At 74.3% G+C, this 26996-nt stretch carries 17 protein-coding genes; 11 read left to right on the top strand and 6 right to left on the bottom strand.

Annotated elements, in window-relative coordinates; all coding sequences use genetic code 11:
* Positions 1 to 11: 11 nt before the first annotated feature.
* Entirely contained in the window at positions 12 to 1736 is a 1725-nt protein-coding gene (locus tag RY076_RS03125) for a glycerol-3-phosphate dehydrogenase/oxidase (protein WP_323096042.1), read from the top strand.
* Positions 1733 to 2668, top strand: a complete 936-nt coding sequence (locus tag RY076_RS03120) for a carbohydrate kinase family protein (RefSeq protein ID WP_323096040.1) — start codon at positions 1733 to 1735, stop codon at positions 2666 to 2668. Before RY076_RS03125 ends, RY076_RS03120 begins: the two co-directional genes overlap by 4 nt.
* Positions 2669 to 2681: 13 nt before the next feature.
* Here the strand turns inward: RY076_RS03120 and RY076_RS03115 are convergent, their stop codons facing one another.
* Together RY076_RS03115 and RY076_RS03110 are read right to left on the bottom strand one after the other, a co-directional pair.
* On the bottom strand, positions 2682 to 3110 hold the full coding sequence (locus tag RY076_RS03115) for a VOC family protein (RefSeq protein WP_323096039.1): 429 nt from the start codon (positions 3108 to 3110) through the stop codon (positions 2682 to 2684).
* Between the two features lie 104 nt (positions 3111 to 3214).
* On the bottom strand, positions 3215 to 4084 hold the full coding sequence (locus tag RY076_RS03110; RefSeq protein WP_323096037.1) for a DNA-formamidopyrimidine glycosylase family protein: 870 nt from the start codon (positions 4082 to 4084) through the stop codon (positions 3215 to 3217).
* An 87-nt stretch (positions 4085 to 4171) separates the two neighbouring features.
* On the opposite strand from RY076_RS03110, the gene RY076_RS03105 reads away from it, so the two are divergent.
* Positions 4172 to 7198 (top strand): glycosyltransferase, encoded by a 3027-nt coding sequence (locus RY076_RS03105; RefSeq protein ID WP_323096035.1) that lies wholly within the window; start codon positions 4172 to 4174, stop codon positions 7196 to 7198.
* Here RY076_RS03105 and RY076_RS03100 read toward each other — a convergent pair.
* Together RY076_RS03100 and RY076_RS03095 are read right to left on the bottom strand one after the other, a co-directional pair.
* Positions 7185 to 8357 carry a glycosyltransferase family protein gene (locus tag RY076_RS03100; RefSeq protein WP_323096034.1) on the bottom strand — a complete coding sequence of 391 codons (1173 nt, stop codon included), beginning with the start codon at positions 8355 to 8357 and terminating at the stop codon, positions 7185 to 7187. The two genes, RY076_RS03105 and RY076_RS03100, sit on opposite strands and share 14 nt — an antisense overlap.
* Before the next feature lie 11 nt (positions 8358 to 8368).
* Positions 8369 to 10249, bottom strand: a complete 1881-nt coding sequence (locus tag RY076_RS03095) for a glycosyltransferase family protein (protein WP_323096033.1) — start codon at positions 10247 to 10249, stop codon at positions 8369 to 8371.
* Between the two features lie 183 nt (positions 10250 to 10432).
* Between RY076_RS03095 and RY076_RS03090 the strand changes: the two genes are divergently transcribed.
* The 8 genes from RY076_RS03090 to RY076_RS03055 all read left to right on the top strand — a co-directional run bounded on the left by RY076_RS03090 (position 10433) and on the right by RY076_RS03055 (position 20223).
* Positions 10433 to 12160 (top strand): glycosyltransferase family 4 protein, encoded by a 1728-nt coding sequence (locus RY076_RS03090; protein WP_323096032.1) that lies wholly within the window; start codon positions 10433 to 10435, stop codon positions 12158 to 12160.
* On the top strand, positions 12157 to 13059 hold the full coding sequence (locus RY076_RS03085; RefSeq protein WP_323096031.1) for an ABC transporter permease: 903 nt from the start codon (positions 12157 to 12159) through the stop codon (positions 13057 to 13059). The genes RY076_RS03090 and RY076_RS03085 overlap by 4 nt, the downstream gene beginning before the upstream one ends.
* 4 nt (positions 13060 to 13063) lie before the next feature.
* On the top strand, positions 13064 to 13873 hold the full coding sequence (locus RY076_RS03080) for an ABC transporter ATP-binding protein (RefSeq protein ID WP_323096030.1): 810 nt from the start codon (positions 13064 to 13066) through the stop codon (positions 13871 to 13873).
* On the top strand, positions 13870 to 15123 hold the full coding sequence (locus tag RY076_RS03075; protein ID WP_323096029.1) for a glycosyltransferase: 1254 nt from the start codon (positions 13870 to 13872) through the stop codon (positions 15121 to 15123). The genes RY076_RS03080 and RY076_RS03075 overlap by 4 nt, the downstream gene beginning before the upstream one ends.
* Entirely contained in the window at positions 15057 to 16316 is a 1260-nt protein-coding gene (gene wecC, locus RY076_RS03070; protein WP_323096028.1) for a UDP-N-acetyl-D-mannosamine dehydrogenase, read from the top strand. Before RY076_RS03075 ends, wecC begins: the two co-directional genes overlap by 67 nt.
* A gap of 14 nt (positions 16317 to 16330) precedes the next feature.
* Positions 16331 to 17542: a non-hydrolyzing UDP-N-acetylglucosamine 2-epimerase gene (wecB, locus tag RY076_RS03065; protein ID WP_323096027.1), complete on the top strand. Its 1212-nt coding sequence runs from the start codon at positions 16331 to 16333 to the stop codon at positions 17540 to 17542.
* Positions 17535 to 18815, top strand: a complete 1281-nt coding sequence (locus RY076_RS03060) for a nucleotide sugar dehydrogenase (protein WP_323096025.1) — start codon at positions 17535 to 17537, stop codon at positions 18813 to 18815. The genes wecB and RY076_RS03060 overlap by 8 nt, the downstream gene beginning before the upstream one ends.
* Positions 18816 to 18969: 154 nt before the next feature.
* Positions 18970 to 20223 (top strand): extracellular catalytic domain type 1 short-chain-length polyhydroxyalkanoate depolymerase, encoded by a 1254-nt coding sequence (locus tag RY076_RS03055; RefSeq protein WP_323096024.1) that lies wholly within the window; start codon positions 18970 to 18972, stop codon positions 20221 to 20223.
* Positions 20224 to 20227: 4 nt separating this feature from the next.
* On the opposite strand, the gene RY076_RS03050 is transcribed toward RY076_RS03055, so the two are convergent.
* Both RY076_RS03050 and selB read right to left on the bottom strand, forming a co-directional pair.
* A complete protein-coding gene (locus RY076_RS03050) occupies positions 20228 to 25117 on the bottom strand; it encodes an ATP-dependent helicase (protein ID WP_323096023.1) in 4890 nt (1629 codons plus the stop codon).
* A 48-nt stretch (positions 25118 to 25165) separates the two neighbouring features.
* The gene (gene selB / locus RY076_RS03045) at positions 25166 to 26980 is read right to left on the bottom strand and encodes a selenocysteine-specific translation elongation factor (protein ID WP_323096022.1); all 1815 of its coding nucleotides are present in this window, start codon (positions 26978 to 26980) and stop codon (positions 25166 to 25168) included.
* Positions 26981 to 26996: the final 16 nt, after the last annotated feature.

Below are 26996 nucleotides of genomic sequence, written 5' to 3'. Positions count from 1 at the left end.
AAGGAGGTGCGATGACCAGCCCCGTCCGCCTCGACCTCGACTACCGCGCCGCTGCGTGGAAGCGCCTGGCCAGCAAGCAGTTCGACGTCCTCGTCATCGGTGGCGGCGTCACCGGCGCCGGCACCGCCCTCGACGCAGCGACGCGTGGCCTGTCCACGGCCCTCGTCGAGCAGCGCGACTTCGGCTCCGGCACATCCTCCCGCTCGTCGAAGCTGTTCCACGGCGGCCTGCGCTACCTCGAGCAGATGAACTTCGACCTCGTCCGCGAGGCGCTCAAGGAGCGCGAGCTCATGCTGAGCCGCATCGCGCCGCACCTCGTCAAGCCGGTGTCCTTCCTCTACCCGCTGACGAACCGCGGCTGGGAGCGCCCGTACGTCACGGCCGGCCTGACGCTCTACGACTCGATGGGCGGCGCACGCTCGGTCCCGCGGCACAAGCAGCTGACGCGCACCGGCGCCCTCAAGCTCGCCCCCGCCCTCAAGCGGGAGTCCCTCACCGGCGGCCTCCTCTACTACGACGCCCAGGCCGACGACGCCCGGCACACCCTGACGACGGTGCGCACCGCGGCCGCCTACGGCGCCACGGTCGTCTCGAGCGCCCGCGTCGTCGACCTGCTGCGCGCCGGCGAGCGTGTCGTCGGTGCCGTCGTCGAGGACGTCGAGACCGGCGAGCGCACCGAGGTCCGCGCGTCCGTCGTCATCAACTGCACCGGTGTCTGGACCGACGACATCCAGACGATGGCCGGTGGCCGTGGGCGGTTCCACGTGCGCGCGAGCAAGGGCGTGCACATCGTCGTGGCCCGCGACCGGATCAACTCCGAGACCGGCCTGATCCTGCGCACCGAGAAGTCGGTGCTCTTCGTCATCCCGTGGAACACCCACTGGATCGTCGGCACCACCGACACCGACTGGGACCTCGACCTGTCGCACCCGGCCGCCACCAAGGCCGACATCGACTACATCCTCGAGCACATCAACACCGTCCTGAAGGTGCCGCTGTCCCACGAGGACATCCAGGGCGTCTACGCGGGTCTGCGCCCGCTGCTGTCCGGCGAGAGCGAGGACACGAGCCAGCTCTCGCGCGAGCACGCCGTGGCCCGCCCGCAACCCGGCCTCATCTCCATCGCCGGCGGCAAGTACACGACCTACCGGGTCATGGCCGCCGATGCGGTCGACGCGGCAGCCGAGGACGTCGGCGGCGACGTGCCCGGCAGCGTCACCGAGTTCATCCCGCTGTCCGGCGCTGAGGGCTACGTGGCCCTCGTCAACCAGATCGACCGGCTCGCCCGCCACCAGGACCTCCCGGTCTGGCGGGTCACGCACCTGCTCGAGCGCTACGGCTCGCTCGTCCACGAGCTGTTCGCACTCGCCGAGGACGACCGCAGCCTCTACGAGCCGCTGCCCGGCGCCGAGGAGTACCTCAAGGTCGAGATGCTCTACGCCGCGACCCACGAGGCGGCCCTGCACCTCGACGACCTCCTCGCCCGTCGCACCCGCATCTCGATCGAGACCCCGAGCCGCGGCATCGACTGCGCCCGCGCCGTGGCCGAGATCGTCGCCCCGGTGCTCGGCTGGGACGCCGAGCGCCTCGAGGCCGAGGTGGCGGCCTACCACGCGCGCGTCGAGGCCGAGCTCGAGTCGCAGAAGGAGCTCGTCGACTCCGAGGCCAACGAGGAGCGGCTCGCCGCCCCCGACGTGCGCCGCATCCCGGTGAGCCGGCCCCAGGAGGTCCAGTGACGGACGCGTCGCCCGGCGGCGTCCTCGTCGTGGGCGGTACCGGCGTCGACACCATCGTGCGGGTGGGCGAGCTGCCCGTGCCCCTCGCCGACTCGCACGTCGTGCCGCCGATCGACATGCACGTCGGCCACACCGGCACCGGCGTCGCCCTCGGGCTGCAGCGGCTCGGCGTGCCGACGCGGATCGTCGACGTCGTCGGAGACGACCACGAGGGCTGGCTGGTGCGCGATCGCCTTGCCGCAGAGGGCATCCCGTTCGACACGGTCATCCACCCGAGCGGCACCCGCAGGGCCGTCAACCTCGTCGACCCGACCGGCCGCCGCCTGTCGCTCTACGACCCGCGACACCCGTACGACCTCGTGCCCGACGCGTCGCTGTGGCTCGACGCCCTCGCCGCGCTCGACGCCGGCCCGGGCGCCCGGCACGTGCACGCGTCGATCATGCCGTGGACGGTGCACGCGCTCGACGAGGCGACCCGCCGCGGCCTGAGCACCTCGACCGACCTGCACGACTGGGACGGCCACAACCCGCACCACCGCCCGTTCGCCGAGGCCGCCGACGTCGTCTTCGTGTCGGGTTCGGCCCTCGGCGGTCGCGAGGACGACGTCGTCGCCGACGTGCTGGCCCGCGGACGCGCCCGCCTCGTCATCGTCATGGACGGCGCCCGTGGCAGCCGGGTCACCGTGCGCGACGGCGAGCGCTTCGCCGTACCCGCCCTCGACCTGCCCGGACGCGCCGTCGTCGACTCGAACGGCGCCGGCGACGCCTACGTCTCGGGGTTCCTGCGCTCGTGGCTCGCGGGCGGGACGGTCCGCGACGCCGCGCGCGCCGGCGCCGTGGCAGGTGCGTGGGCGTGCGGGGCAGCGGGCACCCACGCCGACCTCGTGGACGCCGCCGAGATGGACCGCCAGCTGGTCCGGCTCGACGCCTGAGCCGAGCCCGAGCTCAGCCCTGGCCGCCGCCGGCGTTGTCGCCGCCGGCGATGTTGACCATCCAGTCGACGCCGTACTTGTCGGTGAGCATCCCGAACGTGTCGCCCCACATCTGCTTCTCGAGCGGCATCTGCACGGTGCCGCCGTCGGCAAGGCCGTCCCACCAGCCCTTGAGGTCGGACTCGTCGTCGCCGCTCAGGCTGACGGTGATGCTCGAGCCGGTGCGGTACTCCATCTGCGGCGGGGTGTCGGCGGCCATGAGGGTGAAGCCGGACGGGGTCTCGAGCTGGGCGTGCATGATGCCGTCGGAGCCCTCGCCCTCCTGCCCGTACTCACCGAACGTGCTGAGCGTCAGGTCGCCCCCGAAGACCGACTTGTAGAACTCCATCGCCTGGCGGGCGTTGTCCTTGAACGAGATGTACGGGTTGAGCCGAGAGGTCATCGCATGCTCCTTCGCAGGTCGCTCCGGTTCGGAGCGGGACGTGCAACAGGCTAGGACCGGCCACCGACGACCGGCACCCCAACGGGTGGAGTCCGGTCGAAATCTCAGTACGAACGCCGCGAACGACGCGCGCCGCCGTTCGAGCCGAGCGGGTTCTGCCGGCGGCCGTCGTCGGTCGGCCCGAGCCCGCCCTGGCAGGTCGGGCAGTAGAACATCGTGCGCTCCTGCGGCGGGACGCCGATCGGCGCCACCCGCACCGTCGTGCCACAGCGCCGGCACGGGCGCCCGCTGCGGGCGTGGACGTAGTGCGCCTCGTCGAGGCGCCGGCTGCCGGTGCTCGACTGGACGGCGTGGTGGCGACCCTGGTCGATGAGCCGGCGGGCCCGGTCGACGACCCGCTCGACGGTCTCGCGCCCGAGATCGGCGGGCAGCGCCCACGGCTGCACGCGTTCGAGGAAGAGGGCCTCGGCGCACCACATCGTGCCGACGCCGGCGAGGTTGCGCTGGTCGAGCAGGGCCGCTCCGATCGGCACCGGCGCGGCGAGGACGTTGCCGACCGCGCGGTCGCGGTCCCAGTCGGGGCCGAGGACGTCCGGGCCGAGGTGGCCGACGAGGTCGCCCTCGCGGTCGGTGGGCACGAGGTCGAGCATCCCGAGCCGCAGCCCCAGCGCCGTCCAGTCGGGTGCCGACACGAGGGCCCGCAGCTGCGGGTTGCGACGCCACCGGTCGGCGAGCGTCGGCGTGGCCTCGACGCGCCACTGACCCTCCATCCGCAGGTGCGAGTGCAGCGTCACGCCGCCCTCGATGCGGTGCAGGACATGCTTGCCGCGGCTCACCACCTCCAGAGTCGAGCGGCCGCGGAGGTCGGCCGTGGAGATCTCGGGCCAGCGCAGGTCGGCCTCGACGATGACTCGTCCGGCGAGCGCGGCATGCAGCCGCTGCGCCGTGCGCCACACGGTGTCGCCCTCCGGCACGTCCTACCTCCTGGCCTTCACCTCGCGTTCACCGTCGGGGTGCCCGCCACGGCCAGCGTATTCAACCCGCGCCACTACCTTCGCCGGGTGCGAGACCTGACCGTCGTCGTGTCCGCCCCCGGATCGTGCGCCTCCCTCGAGCGATGCCTGCGGGCGCTCGCGGCGCAGACGCTGCCGGCCGACCGGTTCGAGGTGGTCGTCGTGCTGCACGGCCCGGGCGAGGCGGCGCGCGAGGGCTTGAAGCGCACGCTCGAGGGACCGCTCGCCGGCCACGACGTCGTCCTCGCCGACGCGGTCGCCCCGACCTCGGCCGCCGCGCGCAACGTCGGCGTCGAGCTGGCCCGGGGCAGCTGGACGACGCTCGTCGACGGACGCGACGTCCCCGGCCCCGACCTCCTCGAGGCCCTCCACACGTCCCGCTCCACCGAGCGGGTCGCCGCGGCCCGCGTCGAGCAGGCGGGGGCAGGCCACGAGCCGGCGCCCGACGCGGGACCGACCACGGCTCCCCACCGCGCCGTCGGGCTCGCCCGGGCCCGCGGCGGATTCCTCGTGCCCACCGCGTGGCTCCGCGAGGTGCCCTGGGTCGACGCCCTCGCCGAGCACGCCGACGCCGTCCGCGCCGGTGCGCTGCTCAGCCGGTTCGACCACCGCTTCACGACCGTCGACCCGACGCCCGCCCTCCGTGGCGCCACCTACGCCGTCTCCCCCGACGCCCCCGACGCCCGGCCGCTGCTCCCCGACGTCGTCCGCGACCGGGTCGCGGCGCTCGAGGCCATGACCGCCGGCACGCAGGCCGACCCCGCCGACCGGTCCGCCCTGACCGACGCACTCGTCGACGCCGAGCTGGCCGACCTGCGTCGCGACGTCGCCGGCGACCCCGACGCCACCGCCCTGGCGGACCGGTTGCTGCGCGCGGCCGGCATCCGCGGGGTCCGTGGGCTCGGCACGACGACCTCGCACGACGACACGTGGTCGCTGTTCCGCGAGCCTGACGACGCCGTGCGCTCGGTCGTCGTCGTGGCGGGCAGCGCGGGTGCGGTCAACGGGCACGCCCGGATGTTGACGTTCCTGTCGCGCAACGGGGTCGGCGTGCGGGTCGTGCACTACAGCGGGCGGCTCAAGCCCATGCTGCGCCTGCTCCCCGACGCCCACAGCGTCGAGGTGCTGCCCGCGTCGTCGGGCTGGCTCGAGTCGCGCCTCGCCGGCACCCGGTCGCGCCGCCGCCGCATCGCGGTGCGGGCCGCCGAGGAGGCCCTGCGCGTCGGGCGCCGCGTCGTTCCCGAGGTGCTTCCGCCGCGGGTCACCGCCCCGGCGTGGCGACGCGTCGACCAGCGTGCCGCCGACCTCGTGACCGAGCCGGGGACCGTCGTCGTCCTCGACCGCGGCGGCTCGACGCTCCTGCGCGCTTGCGCCACAAGCGGTTCCGTGCCGGCAGCGGGCGACCTGCACGACCTCGCCGTCACCGTCATGCGCGTCGCCGCGAGCCGCGTCGGGGGTCACCTGCAGGACGCGCACGCCGCCCGAGGCGCCTCGCGGGTCCTGCGCCGTGAGCCCACCCGCACCCGCTCGTGGCTCGACGCGCGCCTGTGGGCCATGGTCGGCTACCGGCTGCTGCGCTCGAACCGGCTCGAGGCGGCCGAACAGGTGCTCGACGACCTCGGTGCGATCTTCGGTGCGGACGCCCTCGACCGGCACGGGGTGCCGGCGCTGCGGGCGCTCATCGACGTGCAGACGGGCCGCGCGCGCGACACCGGGTCCGTCGTCGACGCCGTGCGCGCCGCCCTCGGGGAGGGGGACGCCGCCCTCGCCGGGACGGACGGCAGCCCGGACGACGCCACCCTCGACGAGGTGGCCTTCCTCGCCACCGTCGCCCTCGACGTCCTCTTCACCCGGCGCCTGCACGCCGCGGTGACCACGACGCCCCTCGTCGACGACCCGGACACCTTCCTGGCCCCGCTGCGCGACACCGCGACCGGGCGCCTGCTGGCTGCGCCCGCGCCCCGACGCGACGTCGCGACTCCCCCTGCTGCCGTGGGTCCCCGGCCCCGTGTCACGGTCCTGCCCGGCGCCTACCCGAAGTTCGCGAAGGCCGTCGTCGAGCAGCTGACCCCGGCCGCCGACGTCGAGGTGCTCGACCTCGGGGCCCGCGAGTCCCGCTTCACCAACACGGGCATCGACCCCCGCACCGTGCGGGCGCGCCTGCTCGCCGCCACCGGCCAGGCGCCCGCCCTCGACCCCGCGACGGCCGAGGCGCTGACGGCCGACGTCGTCTTCGTCGACTGGGCCGACAAGGGCCTGACGTGGGCGACGGACGTCGTGCCCGAGGGCACCCGCGTCGTCGTGCGACTCCACGGCGTCGACACCCTGAGCGCCTGGCTGCACACGGCCGACTGGTCGCGCGTCACCGACGCGATCTTCCCGAGCGAGCACCTGCGCCGGGCCGCCGCGAACGCCCTCGGCGGCCGCCTCGACGGGGTGCGCCAGCACGTCGTCGCCAACCCCGTCGACGTCGACCGGTACGTCCTGCCCAAGCACCCGTCGGCCCGCAAGCGCCTCGGCATGGTCGGCTGGGCGCAGCAGGTCAAGGACCCGCAGTGGACGCTCGACGTGCTGGCCGAGCTGCGGCGCCACGACCCCGAGTGGCGCCTCGCCCTCATCGGCGCCGACGTCGACCTCCGGGCCGGGAACCCGGTCGAGCGCGAGCTCGCGCAGGCCTTCCACGCCCGCCTCGCCGCCGACCCCGACCTGCACGACGGGATCGACTACGTCGGCTACACCTCAGCCCTGCCCGAGCGGCTGCGCGACGTCGGCTGGGCCGTCAGCGCGAGCCGGCGCGAGGGCTTCCACGTCGGCCTCGTCGAGATGGCCGCGAGCGGCGCCGTGCCTGTCGTCCGCGACTGGCCGGTGTACGCCCGCGAGGGTGGCGCCGGCCTGCTCTACCCGACCGACTGGGTCGTCACGACCCCGGCCGAGGCCGCGACCCGGATCCTCGCCGTCACCGACGCCGGCGCCTGGGACGACGAGAGCGCCGGCACCGTCGACACTGTGCGAAAACGCTTCAGCGGCAGCGATGCCGGCGCCCGACTCCGCGAGATCGTCCTCAGGAACGGCTGATCCGCGAGAGCACCTGCACGGCCGCGCTCGCGTGCTCGATCGGCGAGCGGTGGTCGAGGGGCTGCGCGTCGAGGGCGCTGCCCTCCTCGACGACGCCCCACACGGGCGTGCCGCTGCCCCGGTAGTCGCTCCACTTGGAGGGCAGGAACGGGTTCTGCGCGCCGGCGGGGCTCACGGCGTCGTTGACGAGGAGGCAGTCCATCCGCTGGGCCAGGGACAGGAACTCGAGGTAGCCGACGAAGGGCCCCACGCGGACGCAGTCGCCGAGCCCGCGGCCGACGACGACGTCGTGCAGCTCCTCCGGCTTCGAGGTGAACACGTGGAGCAGGACGCGCTCTCGCACCGCGCGGGGCGCCACCTCGAGCGCGTCGAGGACGCCGGTGACGCCGCGGTTGGCGTAGAAGTTGCCGAAGTAGCCGACGTGCCGGCGGTTCGGGTCGAGCTCGTACGTCGAGGGCCGGCTCTCGTAGAACCGCGTCGCGGGCGTCGGGTGCGGTGACACGACGCCGACCCGCTCGGCACGCTCGGCGAGCCGGGGGTCGTGGCAGTGCTCGAGCATGAAGTCGCGCTGGTGCTCGTTGGTGAACATGACGCTGTCGGCGAGGGCGAAGGCGATGACCTCGCACCACTCGAAGGCGTTGAGTCCCTCCGGCGCCCGGAACCCGGCCGCCTCGACCGCGGCGCGCAGCCGCCCGAGCACCCGGTCGTCGGTCGCCGGGGCCGCGCGCACGCCGCCGAGCACGTCGTGCGACAGCGGGTCGGAGAACTCGGCGTCCCAGTGGATGCCGGGGCGGGCCAGCTTCACCTCCACTGCGAGGAAGTGCGAGGCCGCGAACTGCGCTCTGCTGTAGACCGACTCGTACTCCCCCTGCAGCGCCTCCCAGCGCTGGAACGTCTCGATCCCGAGCCGCTGGTAGTCGACGATCGAGGCCCACGAGCTGAACGCCGTCCTCGACGGCACGGCCGCGAACCGGCGCACGAGCCCCCCGGTCAGCTGCACGAGCCCGGCGTCCTGGTGCCGGATCGAGTCCATCGCGTTGCACACCACGTCGACGGGCTCGCCACGGTCGTGCACCCGCTTGGCCGCGACGATCGCCGCGGTGTCGGAGTAGGGCGGGAAGCAGTACGAGGTGACGATTCGGCGGGCAGGAGTGCTCACGGTGGTTCCCATCAGACGGTGACGTGCTCGGTCGGGTCGCCGTGGAAGGCGAGCACCCCGCGCCGGGCCAGCAGCTCGATGTCCGACACGGGCCACGTGTGCCCGTCCGGCGTCGTGGCACGCACCGAGACGAAGTTGAAGCGGTCGGTCGAGTAGACGCGGCCACCCTCGGCCCGCACCTTCTCGAGGAAGGTCGTGTCGACGCGTCGGGGCAGGTCCTCGAAACGCAGCCGGGTGGCGAGGTCGCGGGCCAGCAGGAGCGTGCCGCCCTGGACGAGGTCGACGTAGCGGTGCTCGGCGTCCGGGAACCGCAGCAACGTCGCGCCGGTGGCGGTCAGGTGCGCGTAGTGCGCCCACTTCCCGACGACGGCGGCGTCGGTGTAGTCGAAGGCGCGCACGAGGTCGAGCAGGTAGTGCTCGGCGTAGACGTTGTCGTCGTCCATCTTGGCGACGTACCGTCCCGACGCCGCGTCGACACCGAGGTTCATGCAGGCCCCGAGCGTCAGCGATGCGTCGGCGGCCCGCACGACGACGCGCGACGCGTCGAGCCCGGCGGCGTCTGCGAGCACGCCCACCTTCTCCGGCTCGAGCTCGAACCCGTGCGTCACGAGGACGAGCTCGAGGTCGGGATGCGACTGGGCGCCAACGAAGCGCAGGACGTGCTCGACCTGGCCGGGGCGCATCGTCGGCACGACGGCCGACACGCTGCGGTCCCGCGGCGGCGTCGGAAGCCCGACGGTCGCGAGGACGGCGTCGACGCGGTGGCCGTACGTGTGCTCGTCGTGCACCCTGCGGTGGGCGCGCAGGCCGAGCCGGTCGCGGTGGTCCTCGTGCTGGAGCAGGGCCCGCAGCTCGCGGTCGGTCTGCTCGGCGTCACGGGTCACGCGCACCGTGTCGCCGAACAACGGCTCGATCGACGCGGCCGGACCGGAGAGCACGGCGGTCTGCGCCGCCGAGAGCTCGAAGAGCCGGCGGGCGCACATCGTCGGCGACTCCGTCACCGAGTTGACGTTGAGGAACACCTTGTAGGCGGTGTACGCCCCGAGCATCCGCTCGTAGGGGAGGCTGCCGACGAGCGAGCCGGAGTAGCGGCGCGGGAACTGGTAGCGGGGGTCGCGCCCGGCCATCCGCGAGAACACCTCGAGCCCGAGCGGCAGGGCCGGCTCGAGCACGTACTCCATCTGGCGGCGTCGCTCGTCGTGCTTGTCGGCGAAGTAGCTGCCGGCGAAGGCGACCTCCCGCGTGCGTCCCGCCCCGTGGCGCACCGGCGTGTGGATGCGCGGCTGGGCACCGAACGGCAACAGGCCGATCCGCGAGCGCCCGAGGTCGCGCTCGTAGTCGGGAATGCGGCCGGCGTCGACGGTGAGGACCTGGTCGAACAGGCGCGCCGTCTCGAGGAACCGGTGGTAGTTCGGCGGGTCCTCCTTGTTCCAGAACACCGTCGGGATGCCCTCGGCGCGACACCAGGCCACGAGATCACGCAGCTCGAGCGACGGCGCCTCGGGTGCGGTCATCGCGAGCCGCCACGCGCCGCCGTTGCCGTTCCAGGCCGACTCGACGAAGAGGAGGTCGGGGCGCTTGTCCCGCAAGGCGGTCCGCCAGGAGTCGGGCTGCACCCGCACCTGGTCCCACTCGTAGCGGAAGGCGAGGTCGGAGAAGTCGTCGAGGATGACGGCGGCGAGGACGTCGGGCCGGGCGACGGGCCCGGCGGGCAGCTCCGGACGGGGCAGGTCGACGCGCAGCCGCGCCGCCCGCACCCGCGGCAGCCGACGCTCCACCTCGCGACGAACCTTGCGCGGCAGGTCCGCCCGCGCCCGCGGGTCGCCGAGGGCCCGCCATGCAGCCGTCCGGGCGCGGCCGATGTCTCCGAGGATCCGCTGCCTCGTGTTCACAAACTTCTCTCTCTGTTCGACTGGCGTTCCGCCTCGGCCCCATCGACGTTTCGCGTGCACTGCGACGTTCGTCCGGTGAGACCTGGACTCGGCGCCACTGTGGCATCCGCCCTCGGCACCTCCGGCCCCCGCGGCGCAACGCGCAGCCGAACAGTTGGTGACATCCCGTCCACGACGGCGCTGATGCTCGCGAACCTCCCGGTGGCGGCATGCGTCGCGCGCAGCCACGTCACCCGCAACCCGTGGCAGGCGGTGTGGGTCGGCACGCGCCTGCTCCCGGCGTCGGTCACCCGGGGCCTCGGCGAGCGCACCCGCGGGCCGCTGTCGGTCATCGCGGCCGCCGCGTCGGGCCAGCGCGAGCTCGCCCGACGACGCCTGTCCGACGGCCTGCGGAGCGCCCCTCTGGCCCGCGCCCGCCGTCTCCTCGCGGCCGCGGCCGCCACCGGCCAGTGGACCGAGGTCGACGCGGACACCGCGGATCGCGCCCCCGCCACCGGGGGCGCCGCCGCGTACGTCGCCCACGCGTCGGGCGACCTCACCACGGCCGAGCAGGCCCTCGCCGGCGCCCGCGGCCCGCTCGACCGGGCCCACCGCCGGTGGCTGGAGGGTGAACGGCTCGTGCTGACCGGCGCCGCCGTCGAGGCCCTCGAACCGAGCCGGGCCCACCCCTCACCCACCACCGACGCGCCAGTACGGCGACGCCGTGCCGTCGTCCACGTCGTGACGAACTCGCTGCCCGAGGTGCAGGCCGGCTACACGGTGCGCACCCAGGGCATCGTCGCCGCCCAGCGCCGCGCCGGCATCGACGCGCACGTCTGCACGCCGCCCGGCTACCCCGTCGCGCAGGGACACCTCCTCAGGGCGCGCGAGTCGGTGCTCGGCGGCGTGCCGTACCACCGCAGCCTCCCGGTCGGGCGCCGCCTCGACCTGCCCGACCGCCGCCTCGAGGAGTACGCGTCGGCCGTCGAGTCGCTCGCCGGGCGCGTCGGCGCGAGCGTCCTGCACGCCCACTCCAAGCACGACAACGCCCAGGCGGCGCTCGTCGCCGGGGCGCGCCTCGGTGTGCCCGTCGTGTACGAGGCGCGCGGCTTCCTCGAGGACACGTGGGCCAGTCGCGGCGGCAGCACCGCCAGCGACTTCTACCGCTGGACCCGCGCCACCGAGACCCGCTGCCTGCACCTGGCCTCCGCCGTCGTCACGCTGTCGCAGACGATGCGGGCCGACATCGTGGCGCGCGGCGTCGACGCGGACCGCGTGCACGTCGTCGGCAACTGCGTGCCCGACGCGTACCTCACCGACCCGACTCACGGCGACGCGGTCCGGTCCCGCCTCGGCGTCCACCGGGACGCCGTCGTCGTCGGCACCGTGACGACGCTCAACGACTACGAGGGCGTCGACGTGCTCGTCGAGGCCGCGGGGCTGCTCGACGACCCACGCGTCGTCGTGCTTGTCGTCGGCGACGGCCCGGCCCGCGACCGGCTGGCCTCGCGCGCGAACGAGCTGTCCCGCAAGGGGACCCGGACGCGCGTCATCCTCACCGGACGCGTCCCGCACGCCCGCAGCCGCGACCACCACGCCGCCGTCGACGTGTTCTGCCTGCCACGACGCTCCACCCCGGTGACCCGGCTGGTGCCGCCCCTCAAGCCCGTCGAGGCGATGGCGCTGGCCCGGCCCGTGGTGGCCAGCGACCTGCCGCCGCTGCGTGAGCTCGTCGGCACCGACCGCGGGCGCATCGTGCCGGCCGGCGACGCCACGGCGCTGGCGGACGCGATCCGCAGGCTCGCCGACGACCCAGACCTGCGACGCCGCCTCGGGCGCGCGGCACGTGACCACGTCGCCGCCGAGCGCACATGGTCCGCCGCGGCCCGCACCTACCAGCACCTCTACGAAACCGTCTGCGAGGACGCATGACCGACGTGACCACCGCACCACCGACGCCGTACGCGCCGGCGACGCTGACACCGGCGCAGGCCGAGGCACTGGCCCGCGCCGGTGGCCTCGAGGAGCTGGGTGTCCGCCCGCCGATGCGCCGGTACGTGCGCGACGTGTGGCGCTACCGCCACCTCGTCTGGCACCTGTCGTCGTCGCAGGCCTACGCGACGAACCAGAACAACCACCTGGGCCAGCTCTGGGCGGTGCTCAACCCGCTGCTGCTCGTCGGCTCGTACTACCTGATCTTCGGCCTGCTGCTGAAGACCCGCGGTGGCACGTCGAACTACATCGCGTTCCTGACGATCGGCATCTTCGTCTTCGGCTACACCGCCTCCGCCCTGACCGCGGGCGCCAAGGCCGTCACGGCCAACATCGGGCTCGTCCGGGCGCTGCGCTTCCCCCGGGCCGTGCTGCCGGTGTCGGTGACGCTGACCCAGTTCCTCGTCAACGTGCCGGCGTTCATCGTCCTCATGGTCATGGTGCCGCTCACCGGGGAGCCGTTCTCGTGGCACTGGTTCCTCTTCCCGGTGGCGCTGGGCCTGCAGAGCCTCGTCAACCTCGGGCTCGTCTTCTTCCTCGCGCGGGTCGTCAACGCCGCCCGCGACACGAACAACCTCGTCCCCGTCTTCGTGCGGCTGGCCCGTTACGTGTCGGGGGTCTTCTTCTCGATCCCGCACTACGCCGGGCACGGCCTGATGAGCGCCGTGCTCCTCTACCAGCCGCTCGCTGTCGGCATGACGACCGCCCGCGAGGCCCTCATGGACCAGTACCCGCTCTCGTGGTCCAGCTGGGTCGCAGCCGCGTTCTGGGGCGTCGTGCTCAGCGTGTCGGGGATCGTCTTCTTCTGGCGTGGGGAGGGTCGTTATGGCAGCGACTGATTCGGTGACCGACACGACCACCGAGGCCCGCCCGAGCGTCGTCTGCTCGAACCTCGACATCGTCTACTCGGTGTTCGGTGCCAAGAAGCGCGCGACGTCGACCGAGGGCGACCAGCCCTTCCTCGAGCGCGTGCTCGCCCGGCGGCGCAACGGCCTCGGGGAGGCCGCCGGCGTCGGCAACGTCCGACGCGTCCACGCCGTCAAGGACGTCTCGTTCGTCGTCCGCCACGGTGAGGCCGTCGGCATCATCGGGCGCAACGGCTCGGGCAAGAGCACGCTGCTGCGCGCCATCGCGGGCCTCATGCCGCCGACGAACGGGCGCGTGTGGGCCGAGGGCAACCCGTCGCTGCTCGGCGTCAACGCGGTGCTGCTCACCGGCCTGACCGGGGCCCGCAACGTCATGATCGGCGGCCTCGCCCTCGGCCTGTCACCGCGGGAGGTTCGCGAGCGGTACGACGACATCGTCGAGTTCTCGGGCATCGGCGACTTCGTCGACCTGCCGATGAGCGCGTACTCGTCCGGCATGGGCGCGCGCCTGCGGTTCGCGATCTCGACCGCGGCTGCCCCCGACATCCTCATGATCGACGAGGCCCTCGCCACCGGCGACGCCGAGTTCCAGGCGCGCAGCCGCGACCGGATCGCCGAGATCCGCCGCGACGCGAGCACGGTCTTCCTCGTCAGCCACTCCAACGCCGCGATCCGCGACTCGTGCGAGCGCGTGCTCTGGATGGAGCAGGGCCGGCTCGTCATGGACGGCCCGACCGAGGACGTCGTGCGCGCCTACGAGGACAGCCACCGGAAGGCGCGCGCGTGACCCCGGTCGACGCGTCACCCGTGCTGCGCGTGCTCGTCGTGACGGTCGTGCACCACCCCGAGGACGCCCGCATCCGGCACCGGCAGATCGGCGCGCTCCTCGACGCCGGGGCGCACGTCACGTACGCGGCGCCGTTCTCGGCGCACGGGCTCGACCTGCCGGAGGCGGTGGGGCTGCGCGCGCTCGACGTGCCGCACGCCGCCGGCCGGTCGCGGGGCGCGGCGTTCCGGGCCGCCCGCCGGCTGCTGCGCCAGGAGGCACCCGACCACGACGTCGTGCTCGTCCACGACCCGGAGGTCGTCGCGGCCGCGGCCGGGCTCGGGCTGCCCCACCTCGTGTGGGACGTCCACGAGGACACCGCCGCCGCCGTCGAGGCCAAGCCGTGGGTGCCCGACTGGGCGCGCGGCACCGTGGCCGGCGCGGCCCGCCGCATCGAGCGGTACGCCGAGCGGCACCACGACCTCATCCTCGCCGAACACGCGTACGCCGAGCGGTTCGAGCGGCCCCACCACGTCGTGCCGAACACCGTGACCGTCCCCGAGACCGTCCCGTCGCCCGGCGACACCCGCGCCGTCTACCTCGGCTCGCTGACGATGGCCCGCGGCGCGGCGACGCTGCTGCAGACCGGTCGTCTCCTCACCGTGGCCAGCCGCGGCCGCGTCAAGGTCGAGATCATCGGGCCGGCCCGCGACCAGCGCACCGCCGACACCGTCAGCTGGGGCGTCAAGTGCGGCCACGTGGTGCACCACGGCTTCGTGCCGAGCGCCCGCGCGCTGCCGATGCTCGACGGGGCGCTCGCCGGCCTGTCGCTGCTCGAGGACCGGCCCAACTACCGCCACTCGATGCCGACGAAGGTCGTCGAGTACATGGCGCGCGGCATCCCCGTCGTCACGACGCCGCTGCCGCTCGCCCGCGACCTCGTCGAACGCGCCGGCTGCGGCTACGTCGTGCCGTTCGAGGACGCCGAGGCCACCGCCGCCGCCCTCGTCGAGCTGGCGAACGACCCGGACCGACGCGCCGCGATGGGCCGCGCCGGCCACGCGTACGTCCGCGAGCACTTCGACTGGCGCGTCATCGGCCGCGACTTCGTCCGGCACGTCACCGACCTCGCCACCCGGCCGACCCACGCCCCACAGCCCACCTCACCCGCACCATCCGCAACCCACAGCAACGGAGACACCTCATGTTCGACGACGGAATCGCCGTCATCGGCCTCGGCTACATCGGACTACCGACCTGCGCGGCACTGACCCGCCAGGGCATCGGCGTCGTCGGGGTCGACGTCAACGCCCGCACCGTCGAGGAGATCAACGCCGGACGCGTGCCGATCGTCGAGCCGAACCTCGACGTCGCCATCGCCTCGGCCGTCGCCAAGGGCCTGCTGACGGCCACGACGCAGACGCCGCACGCGTCGGTGTACCTCATCGCCGTGCCGACGCCGTTCCGCGGCGACCACGAGCCCGACCTCGCCTACGTCCGCGCGGCCACCGAGGCCATCGCGCCGCAGCTGCGCGGCGGCGAGGTCGTCATCCTCGAGTCGACCTCTCCCCCCGGCACGACGCAGCTGATCTCCGAGTGGATCTCCGACCTGCGTCCCGACCTCAAGCTGCCCCACATGGGCGGCATCCCCGACGTGCACCTCGCGCACTGCCCCGAGCGGGTCCTCCCGGGGCGGATCATGGTCGAGATCTTCGCCAACGACCGCATCGTCGGTGGCCTGACGCCCGAGTGCGCGCTGCGCGCCGCCGAGGTCTACCGCACGTTCGTCACCGGCGAGATCCTCCTGACCGACGCGACGACGGCCGAGATGGCCAAGCTGACCGAGAACGCCTTCCGCGACGTCAACATCGCCTTCGCCAACGAGCTGGCCGAGATCTGCGAGCACGTCGGCCTCGACGTCTGGGAGGTCATCCGGATGGCCAACCGCCACCCCCGCGTCAACATCCTCCAGCCCGGCCCCGGCGTCGGCGGCCACTGCATCGCCGTCGACCCGTGGTTCATCGTGTCGGCCGCCCCGGAGCAGGCCCGGCTCATCCGCGCCGCCCGCGAGACGAACGACGCCCGACCGCGCTCGGTCATCGACAAGGTCGAGGCGGCGCTCGAGCTCGCCGGCAAGCCGGGCGGCACGGACGCGACCGTCGCGTGCCTCGGCCTGGCCTTCAAGGCCGACATCGACGACCTGCGCGAGTCGCCGGCCCTCACCATCACCGAGACGTTCGCGAACGAGCACCCGGGCACCCGCGTCCTCGCCGTCGAACCGCACGTCGACGCGCTCCCGGCCGGCCTCGCGGCCCTGCCCAACGTCGAGCTGACCCCCACCGCGCAGGCCGTGCGCGAGGCCGACGTCGTCGTGCTCCTCGTCGACCACGCCGCCTTCCGCTCGGTGAGCCTGGGCGACCTGCGAGGCCGCGAGCTCGTCGACACCCGCGGCTACTGGCGCTGAAGGAGATCCACACCATGAGCCTTTCCGGCACCACGCCCCGTCGCCGCGTCATGACGATCTACGGCACCCGCCCCGAGGCCATCAAGATGGCCCCGCTCGTCGCAGCCCTGGAGGCCGACGACCGGCTCGAGCCGGTGGTCGCCGTCACCGGCCAGCACCGCGAGATGCTCGACCAGGTCAACACGCTGTTCGGCATCAGGCCCGAGCACGACCTCGACCTCATGACCCCGGGCGCCACCCTCGCCGAGATCACGGCCCGCACGGTGCAGGCCACCTCCGAGCTGCTGCGTGAGACGCGCCCCGACGTCGTCGTCGTCCAGGGCGACACGACGACGGTGCTCGCGTCCGGGCTCGCCGCGTTCTACGAGCACATCCCCGTCGTGCACCTCGAGGCCGGGCTGCGCACCGGCGACGTGCGCAGCCCCTTCCCCGAGGAGGCCAACCGCCGGCTCACCGCCCCGCTGGCCGACCTGCACCTGGCCCCCACCGCGACGTCCAAGGCCAACCTCGTGCGCGAGTCCGTCGACCCCGCAAGGGTTCCCGTCACCGGCAACACCGTCATCGACGCCCTGCGGTGGACGACCGCGCAGCCCGTCGAGTTCGACGACCCGCGCGTCGCGGTGGCCGTCGAGGAGGCGGCCCTGGGCCGCGACCTGCTCCTCGTCACCTCCCACCGTCGGGAGTCGTGGGGGCCGCGCATGGTCGAGACGATGTCCGCCGTGCGCGACCTGGCGCAGGACCGGCCCGACCTGCAGGTGCTGCTGCCCATGCACCGCAACCCGGTCGTGCGCGAGGTGATCGAGCCCCTGCTGGGCCCGCTCGAGAACGTCCTGCTCACCGAGCCGCTCGACTACCACCAGTTCGCGCACGCGCTCGCCGGCTCGACGCTCGTGCTCACCGACTCCGGCGGCGTGCAGGAGGAGGCCCCGAGCCTCGGCAAGCCGGTCCTCGTCATGCGCGACACGACCGAGCGCCCCGAGGCCGTCGAGGCCGGGACCGTGCGCCTCGTCGGCACCGACGGCGCCACGATCCGCGCGGCCGTCGAGGAGCTGCTCGACGGCGCCGACGCCTACGCCGCCATGGCGGCAGCCGTCAACCCGTACGGGGACGGCCGCGCCGCCGAACGGTCGGTGGCCGCGATCGCCGAGCTGCTCGGCGTCGGCCACCGGGCGCCCGACTTCGACCCGGCCGACTCCGCGGAGTCGCGCCAGCTGCTCGGTGCCTGAGAACCCGCGGCTCGACGTCGTCGTCGTCGGGCTGGGGTACGTCGGCCTGCCGCTCGCGCAGGCCGCGGCGGCCGCCGGGATGCAGGTCGTCGGGCTCGACACCGACGCGTCGGTCGTCGCCTCGCTGTCGGTGGGGAGGTCGCACGTCGACGACCTGTCCGACGACGACGTCGGCGCGATGCTCGCGGCCGGGTTCGCCCCGACGACGGACGCGTCGGTGGTCGCCGACGCGTCGACGGTCGTCATCTGCGTGCCGACGCCGCTGGGGTCCGAGGGCGGTCCCGACCTCGGCGCCGTCGTCGGAGCGACGCGCTCGCTCGCCACGCACCTGCGCCCGGGCACCCTCGTCGTCCTCGAGTCGACGACCTACCCGGGCACCACCGACGAGGTGGTCCGGCCCATCCTCGAGTCGGGCGGTCTCGTCGCGGGCCGCGACTTCAGCCTCGCGTTCTCGCCGGAGCGCGTCGACCCCGGCAACCCCGTGTACGGGATCGTCAACACCCCCAAGGTCGTCGGCGGCCACACGCCGTCCTGCACCGACGTGGCGGCTGCCTTCTACGGCAAGTTCGTCGACACCGTGGTGCCGACGCGTGGCACGCGCGAGGCCGAGACGGCCAAGCTGCTCGAGAACACCTACCGGCACATCAACATCGCGCTCGTCAACGAGATGGCCCGGTTCTGCCACGACCTCGACATCGACCTCTGGGAGGTCATCGCGGCGGCGAGCACCAAGCCGTTCGGCTTCCAGGCCTTCCACCCCGGTCCGGGCGTCGGCGGGCACTGCATCCCCATCGACCCGAACTACCTGTCGCACAACGTCCGCACCCGCCTCGGCTACCCGTTCCGGTTCGTCGAGCTGGCCCAGGAGGTCAACGGCGCGATGCCGGCCTACGTCGTGCGCCGGCTCCAGGACGCGCTCAACCACGACGCCAAGGCGCTGCACGGCTCGCGGGTGCTCGTCCTCGGCGTCACGTACAAGGCCGACATCGCCGACCAGCGCGAGTCCCCGGCCGTGCCGCTCGCGCGCCGCCTGCTCGAGCACGGCGCCGACGTCGTGTTCCACGACCCGCACGTGACGCGGTGGGACGAGGTGGGCGCCGACGTGCCCCGCGTCGCCGACGCCGACCTCGAGGATGCCGTGGCCGACGCCGACGCCGTCGTCCTGCTGCAGCGGCACCGCGGCTACGACGTCGACCGCCTCGCCGCCCTGTCGAAGCGCTTCCTCGACACCCGCGGTTCGGCGACTCCACGCCCGCACGTGGAGCGCCTCTGACACCTCGACCGACACCTCGGCAACGGGGGCGTCAATGGTCCGCCGAGCCAGCCGGGTGTCCGGCTCGTGGGGGTTCGTCCCACACCCCGCGCCAGCGGCCGGTGCCATCGTGACGAACCGGGCACCAACGGCGATGCCCGGAACGGAGGCGACGATGAGCTCCACCCGCACCATCACGCTGCACCGGCTGCACCCGACCCATGCCGGCCCGGCCGTCCGCGCCCTCGCGGCCGTCCTCTCCCTCGTCACGGCGGCGGCCCTGACGCTGCTCGTGGTCAACGCACCGCCCGCGAGCGCCGCGACGCTCCAGCAGGTCACCGGGTTCGGCAGCAACCCGGGCGCGCTGGCGATGTACAGCTACCGGCCCGACGGGCTGCCGGCCGGTGCGCCGGTCGTCGTCGAGCTGCACGGCTGCACGCAGAACGCGACGACGTACTTCAACAGCTCGGGCTGGCGCACGTTCGCCGACCGGTACGGGTTCGCGCTCGTGCTCGCCGAGCAGAGCAGCGCCAACAACAGCAGCTCGTGCTTCAACTGGTTCCAGACGGGCGACACCACGCGTGGCCAGGGCGAGGCGGCGAGCATCGCCCAGATGGTCGACTACGCCGTCTCGACGTACGGCTCGGACCGCTCGCGCGTCTACGTCACGGGCCTGTCGGCCGGTGCCGCGATGACCTCGGTCATGCTCGCGACCTACCCCGATAGGTTCGCCGGCGGGTCGATCAACGCCGGCCTGCCCTACCGCTGCGCCACGAGCTCGATCGACGCCTACTCGTGCATGAACCCGGGCGTGGACAAGACGCCCAAGGCCTGGGGTGACCTCGTCCGCGCGGCCGACTCCGGCTACTCCGGCCCGCGGCCCAGGGTCGCGATCTGGCAGGGCACGAGCGACACGACCGTCGCGCCGATGAACGCCACCGAGCTGCGCGACCAGTTCACCGACGTGAACGGCGTCTCGCAGACCCCGACCTCGACGGGGTCCATCAGCAGCGGCGTCACGTGGGAGGACTACGGCGGCTCGGTACGTGTCACCCGGATCCAGGGGATGGGCCACGGCACCGCCGTCGACCCGGGCACCGCGGCCAACCAGTGCGGCACGGCGGGCGCGTACTTCATCGACACCGTGTGCGCGGCGTACTACGACGTGGAGTTCTTCGGTCTCGACGGCGGCAGCACGCCGCCGCCCACGAGCACCACGACGACGACCTCCACGCCGCCGCCCACCACGACGACGACGCCGCCCGTGTGCATCACCTCGAGCAACTACGACCACGTCGTGGCCGGGCGCGCCTACCAGTCGGGCGGGTACGCCTGGGCCGTCGGCTCGAACCAGAACCTCGGGCTCTACAACACCTTCTACACCGCAACCCTCAAGCAGTCCTCCCCCGGCTACTGGGAGAAGTGCTAGCCGCTCAGCGGCGCAGGCGCAGTCCGCGCGGGGTCATGTGGAACCCCGCGTCGGACAGCGCCTGCACGAGCGGGTGGCCCGACCCGAGCACCGAAGCGCCGTCGGCCTTCTCGACGGTGAGGCGGCCGAGCGCGCCCTCGCGCACCGCGAGCGCCAGGGCGTCGGCGGCGGGTTGGAGCCGGTCGGGGTCGTCGGACCAGCAGAGCATGGTCTTGCCGCCGCGCTCGACGTAGAGCACGAGCCCGCCGTCGACGAGGACGACGAGCGCCCCGGCCTTGCGGGCGGGCTGGTGGCCCTTGCGGCGCGAGGAGCCTTCGGCCGCCTCGTCGGTCGCGTCGGTGACGCCGCGCTCGGGCCAGCCGATGGCGGCGCCGTAGGGGTTGGCCGGGTCGCTCGCGGCCAGCACGAGCGCGGGCACGGCCGGCGCGCCGGGCCGGCGCCCGCGTCCGGTCGCCGTCGGCGGGGGCGCGACCGGCACCGCCCACTCGTCGCCCTCCCGCGGGTCGACGCGTCCGGCGGTCGACGCGTCGGTGCCGGGCAGGCGGGTGAGCGAACGCAGCCGGTCGACGGCGCCGGTGGAGGCGAACTGCGAGGCGCCGAGCCCTTCGACGAAGTAGCCGCGGCGCACCTTGCCGGCCTCCTCGGCGGCGGCGAGCACGCGGTACACGGCGGCGAACCCGCCCGGCACCTCCTCGCTGACGACCGACCCCCGGGTCAGCACGCCGTACCGGTCGAGGAGCAGCTCGGCGGCGGTGACGGCACGCACGGTCGGGTCGGTCTCGGCGGCGGGCAGCAGGGTCCACCGCCCGACGCCGGTCGGCGGGCCCGACCCTGCTGCACGGCCGGCCTGGAGCGCGCGCCCGGCCGCAGCCGCCTCGGCGGCCTCGACCTGCGCGGGCGTCGATGCAGCGAGCGCCCCACGGAGAGAGCCGAACCGGCCGAGCGAGCCACGGCGCGACGTGTACCGGGCCGACCGCGGCGCCGACGTCGTGCGCTTGTGGGCGGTACGACCTCCGGACAGCAGGGCACGTAGCGGCGCGACGGTGTCGTTGGTGACGTGCCCGGACCACACGAGCGACCACAGCGCCTCGATGACGTCGGTGTCGTCGAGGTCGAGGCGCTGGGCCAGCGGGCGGAAGAAGTAGGCGCCGCCGCCGTCGAGGGCGTCGAGGACGGCACGCTCGGCGTCGGTGAGCGCACCCTCGGGGCCGGTGGTGTCGTCGGGCGGGGTGAGCGTGAGGTGCGCGGTGTCGGCGAGGTGCAGGCTGACCCAGCCGTCGTCGCCGGGCAGCGAGCCGTGCCCGCGCCACACCACTTCGCCCGAGCTCATCACCTCGTCGAGCAGGGCCGGGCGGTAGTCGGCGACACGCGCCGGCAGCACGAGCGACTCGAGCGCGCTGGCCGGCAGCACGGCGCCGGTCAGCTGCTCGACCGCGCGCAGCAGACCCTCTCGGCCGCGCTGGCCGCCGCCGACGCCCTGCCACTGCGGCACGAAGCGCGCGAGGTCGGCCTGGTCGACCGGCTCGACCTCGTGGCGCAGCGCCGCGAGCGACCGGCGCCGCAGCAGCCGCAGCACCTCGGCGTCGCAGAACTCGGGCCCGTGGCCGCCGCCGTTCTCGGTGGGCAGCAGCTCGCCCTCGACGACACGGCCCGCCGACACGAGCCGGCGCAGCGCGTCGTGCACGACGGCCGGGCCCAGGCCCCACCACGCCGCGACGGTCTGCACGGCGAAGGGGCCGTGGGTGCGGGCGAACCGGGCCACGAGGTCGGCGAGCGGGTCGGGGACCGGCTCGAGGAAGGCCTGCGGCACGCCGACGGGCAGCGCGGTGCCGAGGGCGTCGCGCAGGCGGGCGGCGTCCTCGATGGCGGCCCAACGGTCCTCGCCGGCGACGCGCACGGCGATGACGCGTCGGGCCGCCTCGAGCTCGGTGAGCGCCGCCTCGACGGCGGCGGGCTCGAAGCCCTCGGCCGCGCGGGCCACGACGTCGCGCGTCGACAGCGGCCCGAGGACGCGGAGCAGGTCGGCGACGTCCTCGCCGTCGCGGGCGGCGCGCTCGGGCGTCAGGCGCTGGAGCTCGGCCTCGGTGCGGGCCACGGCCTCGGGGTCGAGCAGGTCGCGCAGCGCGAGCGCCTCACCCTGGCCGAGCAGCTCGGACAGCAGCGAGGGGTCGAGTGCCAGGGCGGCCGCCCGGCGCTCGGCGAGCGGGGAGTCGCCCTCGTAGAGGTACTGCGCGACGTAGCCGAAGACGAGCGACTTGGCGAACGGGCTCGGCTGGCGCGACTCGACGTCGACGACGGTGACCGCGCGCGATCGGATGTCGCCCATGAGCCCGACGAGCCCGGGCACGTCGAAGACGTCCTGGACGCACTCGCGCACGGCCTCGAGGACGATCGGGAAGGTCGGGTACTGGCTCGCGACCTCGAGCAGCTGGGCCGCCCGCTGGCGCTGCTGCCACAACGGCTGGCGCCGGTCGGGGCGGCGCCGCGGCAGGAGCAGCGCCCGGGCTGCGCACTCGCGGAACCGCGACGCGAAGAGGGCCGAGCCGCCGATCTCCTGGGTGACGAGCTCGTTCACCTCCTCGGGCTCGAGGGTGATGATCTCGACGAGCTGCTGGCCGACGTGGCTGCTGTCCGCGCCGTCCTCGAACTCGAGGTCGGGCAGGCGGAAGACGATGCCGTCGTCGCCGTGCATCGCCTGGACGTCGATGCCGAACCGCTCGCGCATCCGGGCTGCCACGCACAGGGCCCACGGCGCGTGCACCTGCCCGCCGAACGGCGAGAGCACGGCCACGCGCCAGTCGCCGATCTCGTCGCGGAACCGCTCGACGACGATGGTGCGGTCGTCGGGGACGTGCCGCGTCGCCTCCTTCTGCTCGGTGAGGTAGCCGAGGAGGTTGTCGGCGGCCCACTCGTCGAGGCCGGCCTCCTGCACCCGGGCGCGCGCCCGCTCGGGGGTGAGGCCGACGATCTCGCGGATGAACGCGCCGACGGCACGGCCGAGCTCGACCGGACGGCCCTGCTGCTCGCCCTTCCAGAACGGCAGCCGCCCCGCCTGGCCGGGCGCGGGCGTCACGAGGACGCGGTCGTGGGTGATGTCCTCGATGCGCCACGTCGACGTGCCGAGGGTGAAGACGTCGCCGACGCGCGACTCGTAGACCATCTCCTCGTCGAGCTCGCCGACGCGTCGGCCCGGGCCCTCGCCCGAGGCGAGGAAGACCGCATAGAGACCACGGTCGGGGATGGTGCCGCCGCTCGTGACCGCGAGGCGCTGGGCGCCGCGCCGGCCGGTCAGGGTGTCGGTGACGCGGTCCCACACGATGCGCGGGCGCAGCTCGGCGAACTCGTCGCTCGGGTACCTGCCGGCGAGCATGTCGAGGGTGGCCTCGAGGACGGTGCGTGGCAGCCCGGCGAAGCTCGCGGTGCCCCGGACGAGGGTCTCGAGGTCGCCGACGGTCCAGTCGTCCATGGCGGTCATCGCGACGACGTGCTGGGCGAGGACGTCGACGGGGTTGGCGGGCACGCGCAGCGACTCGATGTCGCCCGAGCGCATCCGCTCGACGACGACGGCGGTCTGCACCAGGTCGCCGCGGAACTTCGGGAAGAGCACCCCCTGGCTGACGGCACCGACCTGGTGGCCGGCGCGCCCGACTCGCTGCAGGCCGCTGGCCACCGACGGCGGGCTCTCGACCTGCACGACGAGGTCGACCGCGCCCATGTCGATGCCGAGCTCGAGGCTGCTCGTGGCGACGACGGCGGGCAGCCGGCCGGCCTTGAGGTCCTCCTCGATGGCGGCGCGGTGCTCCTTGCTCACCGAGCCGTGGTGCGCGCGGGCCAGCACCGCGGGTGCCCCGCGCGAGGCGCCGGACTGGGCCATCACCTGCGCCGGTGGGTGCGTCGCGGCGGCCGCGGCGTCGGCCGGCGAGGGCAGCCCCTCCTGCTCGGCGAGGCGCTCCTCCCAGATCTCGTTGAGCCGCGAGGTGAGGCGCTCGGCGAGGCGCCGCGAGTTGGCGAACACGAGCGTCGAGCGGTGGTCGGCTATGAGGTCGACGATGCGCTCCTCGACGTGCGGCCAGATGCTCGCCTGGGGCGCGTTTCCGGCGGCCGGGCCGGACAGGTCGGGCACGCCGGGGGTGATCTCGGCCGGTGCGCCGGACAGCTCGGCCATGTCGGGGACGGGCACGACGACGTCGAGGTCCCACTGCTTCGTCGACGCCGGCTGGACGATCTCGACCGGACGCCCGCCCGCGAGGTAGCGCGCGACCTCCTCGACGGGCCGGACGGTGGCCGACAGTCCGACGCGCTGGGCGGGCTTGGGCAGGATGGCGTCGAGTCGCTCGAGGCTCAGCGCGAGGTGGGCGCCGCGCTTGGTGCCCGCGACGGCGTGGACCTCGTCGACGATGACGGTCTCGACGCCCTTGAGCGCCTCGCGCACCGACGAGGTGAGCATGAGGAAGAGCGACTCGGGTGTCGTGATGAGGATGTCGGTGGGCGTGCGGGCGAAGGCGCGACGCTCGTTGGCCGGGGTGTCGCCGGACCGGACGCTGACGCCGATGTCGGGGACCGGCAGGCCGAGCCGCGTGGCCGCGTGGCCGATGCCGACGAGCGGGGCGCGCAGGTTGCGCTCGACGTCGACGGCGAGCGCCTTCATGGGCGAGACGTAGAGGACGCGGCACCGTTCGAGGCGCTCCTCGGGCACCGGCTCGCTCGCCATCCGGTCGATGGCCCAGAGGAAGGCCGAGAGCGTCTTGCCCGAGCCGGTCGGGGCGACGACGACGCAGTGGTGGCCCGAGCTGATGGCGTCCCAGGCGCCGGCCTGGGCGGTGGTGGGCGCGCTGAAGCTGCTCCGGAACCACTCCGCGGTGGCCGGGGAGAACCGGTCGAGCACGTCAGTCATTACCGGCCACCCTTCCACCCGCCACCGACACGCCCCTGCTGACGCCGCTCACCGACGCACCTCCCGGTGCGTGCCGTCGACGCGACGGGTCCAGCCCCGGGCGTCGAGGTGCTCGAGCAGCGGGATGACGGTGCGCCGGGTCGAGGTGAGCGCGACCCGGGCCTCGCTCGTCGTGAACGGCTGCGGCAGCCCGGCGAGCACGCGCATGGCCTGGGCCGGGGCGATCGGCAGCAGGTACACGTCGTCGGGCACGCCGGGCAGGCGCACGAGCCGCCCCGCCCGCACCGCGGCGGCCAGCTCGCGCGGGCCGATCGCCGACGCGTCGAGCTCCTTCTGCTCCGGCGCGGCGAAGGGCTCCTCGGCCAGGCGCGCCTCGATCCGGCGCAGCCCCTCCTCGGCCGGCGCCCCCAGCACGGCGGCGCGCCCGGGCAGGCCCACGCGTCCGTCGTGCGCGTCGAGCCCGGCCGACGCCGCGAGGTCGGGTACGAGGGCGCGGTCCGGCGCGCCCGACGCGGACCGCGCGGCCTCGAGGGTGAGCGTCGGGTCGAGCGGGTCGGCGTCGGCCCGGGCGGTGACCGCGGCGTGCAGCCGCCGCCCCCACTCCTGCCACGCCGTGTCGGCGACGAGCCACCGACCCCGGCGCGTGACGCCGTCGGCCGGTCGGTCGCCGTCGGGCACGCGGGCGCCGAGCGCCTCGGCATCCGCCTCGGTCATCGCCCCGCGCCGGGCCACCTCGGCGGCGAGGTCGGGTGCGCCACCCATCGTCGCAACGGTCTCCGCGCGGCGGGCGGCCGCTCCGCGCCGACGCAGGGCGGGTGGGTCGGTGTCGACGACGAGGGCGCCGAGCACGCGGCGCGAGCCGGGGTCGCGCAGCACGAGCCGGTCCCCGGCCGTGAGCGCGAGGGCCGCCGGCAGGGCGAGCCGCAGCGCGCCGGGGCCGAGCGGACGCGTCCGCACCTCCACGGCGAGCGAGCCGACGTGGAGCATGAGATGCGCTGGTACGCGGTCGAACCCGCTGCTGCCGACGTCGACCTGCGCGTCGACCCGCACGTCCACGATCGCTGTGGTCCGCCACGCGTCGGGGGTCACGAGCACGTCGCCCCGCCCCACCTCGTCGGCCGCGACGCCGCGGACGTTGACGGCGACCCGGCTCACCGGCCCGACGGTGCCGGCCGGGCGTTCCTGGCTCTGGAGTCCGCGGACGGTGACGCGGGCGTTCGTGCCGTCGGTGCGCTGCACGCGCAGCTCGTCACCGACGCGGACGGTGCCGGCGCCGAGCGTGCCGGTGACGACGGTGCCGGCGCCCTTGACGCTGAAGGACCGGTCCACCCAGAGGCGCACCCGGGCGTCGGTGTCCGGTGCCGGGAGCGACGCGACGAGCCGGTCGAGCGCCGCCCTCACGTCGTCGAGACCCTCGCCCGTGCGGGCCGACACCGTGACCGCCTCGGCACCGGCCAGCGACGTGCGCGCCACCCGCTCGAGGGCGTCGGCGCGGGCTGGCTGCGGGTCGGCGAGGTCGGCCCGGGTCACGACGACGAGGCCGTGCCGCAGCCCGAGCGCATCGACGGCAGCGAGGTGCTCGGCCGACTGGCGCCGCCACCCCTCGTCGGCGGCGACGACGAGGACGACGGCGGGCGCCGGGCCGAGTCCGGCGAGCATGTTGCCGACGAAGTGCTCGTGCCCCGGCACGTCGACGAAGGCGACCGAGGCGCCGGAGGGCAGCGTCGTCCACGCGTACCCGAGGTCGATGGTGAGGCCGCGGCGCCGCTCCTCCTCCCACCGGTCCGGCTCGATGCCGGTGAGGGCGCGCACGAGGGTCGACTTGCCGTGGTCGACATGACCAGCGGTGGCGACGACGTGCACGCCCTCACCGTACCCA

The sequence above is a fragment of the Intrasporangium zincisolvens genome (assembly GCF_034724055.1).
GTDB classification, from domain to species: domain Bacteria; phylum Actinomycetota; class Actinomycetes; order Actinomycetales; family Dermatophilaceae; genus Monashia; species Monashia zincisolvens.
Note: the sequence above shows the minus strand (reverse complement) of the source record. Positions and strands in the feature narration are given on the sequence as shown.

Excerpts from the sequence above, each read along its gene's own strand:
- RY076_RS03125 (WP_323096042.1), top strand. The coding sequence starts at position 12 with ATGACCAGCCCCGTCCGCCTCGACCTCGACTACCGCGCCGCTGCGTGG.
- wecC (WP_323096028.1), top strand. The coding sequence starts at position 15,057 with ATGTTCGACGACGGAATCGCCGTCATCGGCCTCGGCTACATCGGACTA.
- RY076_RS03050 (WP_323096023.1), bottom strand. The coding sequence starts at position 25,117 with ATGACTGACGTGCTCGACCGGTTCTCCCCGGCCACCGCGGAGTGGTTC.
- RY076_RS03115 (WP_323096039.1), bottom strand. The coding sequence starts at position 3,110 with ATGACCTCTCGGCTCAACCCGTACATCTCGTTCAAGGACAACGCCCGC.
- wecB (WP_323096027.1), top strand. The coding sequence starts at position 16,331 with ATGAGCCTTTCCGGCACCACGCCCCGTCGCCGCGTCATGACGATCTAC.
- RY076_RS03090 (WP_323096032.1), top strand. The coding sequence starts at position 10,433 with ATGCTCGCGAACCTCCCGGTGGCGGCATGCGTCGCGCGCAGCCACGTC.
- RY076_RS03085 (WP_323096031.1), top strand. The coding sequence starts at position 12,157 with ATGACCGACGTGACCACCGCACCACCGACGCCGTACGCGCCGGCGACG.
- RY076_RS03055 (WP_323096024.1), top strand. The coding sequence starts at position 18,970 with ATGAGCTCCACCCGCACCATCACGCTGCACCGGCTGCACCCGACCCAT.